Raw genomic sequence first — 1,886 nt, forward strand, 5'->3', positions numbered from 1 at the left:
GCAATCTTCCCATATACGTGTCTAACGATGTCCATCCGTGTGTATCTTCATAATTATATCGTGACATGAAGACAGATATCTGGGTCAAATGCTCTGCAAAGATAACAAAAAAGAAGGGCATTTCCAAATCTTAAAATCTTTCAAATTTTTGAGTTTCAGATACTTGGCGCATTTTGGCGCGGTTTGGCAAGCAAACGCACCGATATAAGGCAAAAACTTTAACATTTCCGGAGTGAAGATTTTTTCGGGAGTCAGTCCGGATTTGGCAGTCTCGGAAATTTTTGCTATCTTTATATCAAGCTTCCATGCTCATTCAGCCTCATGAGAGAGGCCGCACACAAGAAAACCGAGGCAAAGAGGGTCAACCGGACTCTGATTCTCAAACCTCATTTTTTCTTATCGAATTAGATGTACACGTGTACATAGCAAGGTGTCTTTTCGGGGTCCGAAAAGGTTTTGAGGGACCCACTCCCACAAAACAACCTTGCAAGGTTGTGAACGCTCCAAAGTCGCGTTCACCATCTACAAACTGCGTTGCCTCAGGCTGGAGTGGAAGTGAAACCGTTGAATCAGACATTCAATGGCAGAAAATTTCAACAAAGGAGGGCGACCGCCTGTCGCCAACAAATGTATTCACTGCGTCAAAGTGCGCTTTGATGACCTCGAATGGGACAGCTTCATCGGGATGATGGAGAAAGCCAATCAGGATGTGAAAGCCACTTTTATCAAACAACTGGTGTTCTCGCGCCCGTTCCGGGTGCTGAAAACCGACCGCTCACTTGCAGTATTCTGCGCCAAACTCTCGGAATTTTTCGCCCAGTTCCGCACTGTCGGGGTCAATTATGACCTTGTTGTGAAGGAACTCAAGTCGGGATTTTCAGAAAATAAGGCTATGACAATGCTCTACAAGCTGGAGAAAGCCACATTGGAAATGACCTCGGTTATGCACGAGGTAAAAGAACTCGCCAAGCGATTTGAGGCACAATGGTTGCAGCAACTCAACCAATCCTAAACTACATCAAGTAGTAAGGCCTCATTAAAACAGCATCGGCAGGGAGCATCACTCCTTGCCGATGTATTATGGATTTTGATTATTTCGCTGATTATTCTATACCATTCCATTGGTGCCATCGGTGCCAACATTGAATTTATTAGTGACATTATCTATGAAACGAAACTTTTTACTATGACATTGGTGGAATCATCTATGACATCAAACATCGGCCATCTCAGCACTAATAACCGGAGTCTTGGCGGTTAGCATTCATTATGGATTTCATCCTGAAACACAGTTATGAAGGGCGTTTGTTAAAAACTCGTATTCTCTTCGGTAACGCTCAACGCGAGCAAAGTCTTTCGCTGTTGGCTGTGGGATACGGGTTAAATCCATGTTGTTCTCCAGATCATGCATCTTGACTCTCAATGCAAGACGGTTTTCTGATATATGTGCGATATATTCTTCTCTTGAAGATGCAGTATGATGATTGAGGAGATTCAGTGCATTTTTTAGTTCTTCACGTTCTTCATCGGTTATAGAGTGGGTTACTTCGCATGGATATACATCAATGTCTTCCATCCACTCTTCCCACCAATTCTCTTCCGGATTTTCAACCACTTTCGATATTTCTGCATCAAGCATTCTCAGAACATCCTCAACAGTCACATCGCAATCCTCGGAGGCATCATGTAGAAATCCCACAACCTTTTCTTTCCAATCGAATCCTCTTGACGCTACTTTTAGAAGGTGTGATTCAAAATAATCGTTACCTCCTTTATCCATTTGTCCAGTATGCAATTTATGAGCCACCGATCCGGCGGCATACACGATTTTGGTCATCTATCCCATATCATCTTCAAGGCGTTCAATGCGCGCCTTCGCTTCCTTC

The 1,886-nt window shown here is 43.5% G+C and carries 2 protein-coding genes; one reads left to right on the forward strand and one right to left on the reverse strand.

The genetic code is table 11. The features are described from left to right. The first annotated feature begins 580 nt into the window (after window positions 1–580). Window positions 581–1,012, forward strand: a complete 432-nt coding sequence (mobA, locus tag C5O24_RS13025; protein WP_107036938.1) for a conjugal transfer protein MobA — start codon at window positions 581–583, stop codon at window positions 1,010–1,012. Between the two features lie 264 nt (window positions 1,013–1,276). On the opposite strand, the gene C5O24_RS13030 is transcribed toward mobA, so the two are convergent. Further along, on the reverse strand, window positions 1,277–1,837 hold the full coding sequence (locus tag C5O24_RS13030; protein ID WP_107036939.1) for a phosphohydrolase: 561 nt from the start codon (window positions 1,835–1,837) through the stop codon (window positions 1,277–1,279). Between the last annotated feature and the right edge of the window lie 49 nt (window positions 1,838–1,886).

It is taken from the genome of Paramuribaculum intestinale (assembly GCF_003024925.1).
Lineage (GTDB): Bacteria > Bacteroidota > Bacteroidia > Bacteroidales > Muribaculaceae > Paramuribaculum > Paramuribaculum intestinale.

What these genes read in the sequence shown, in the direction of transcription:
- mobA (WP_107036938.1), top strand. Translation starts at nt 581, where the DNA reads ATGGCAGAAAATTTCAACAAAGGAGGGCGACCGCCTGTCGCCAACAAA.
- C5O24_RS13030 (WP_107036939.1), bottom strand. Translation starts at nt 1,837, where the DNA reads ATGACCAAAATCGTGTATGCCGCCGGATCGGTGGCTCATAAATTGCAT.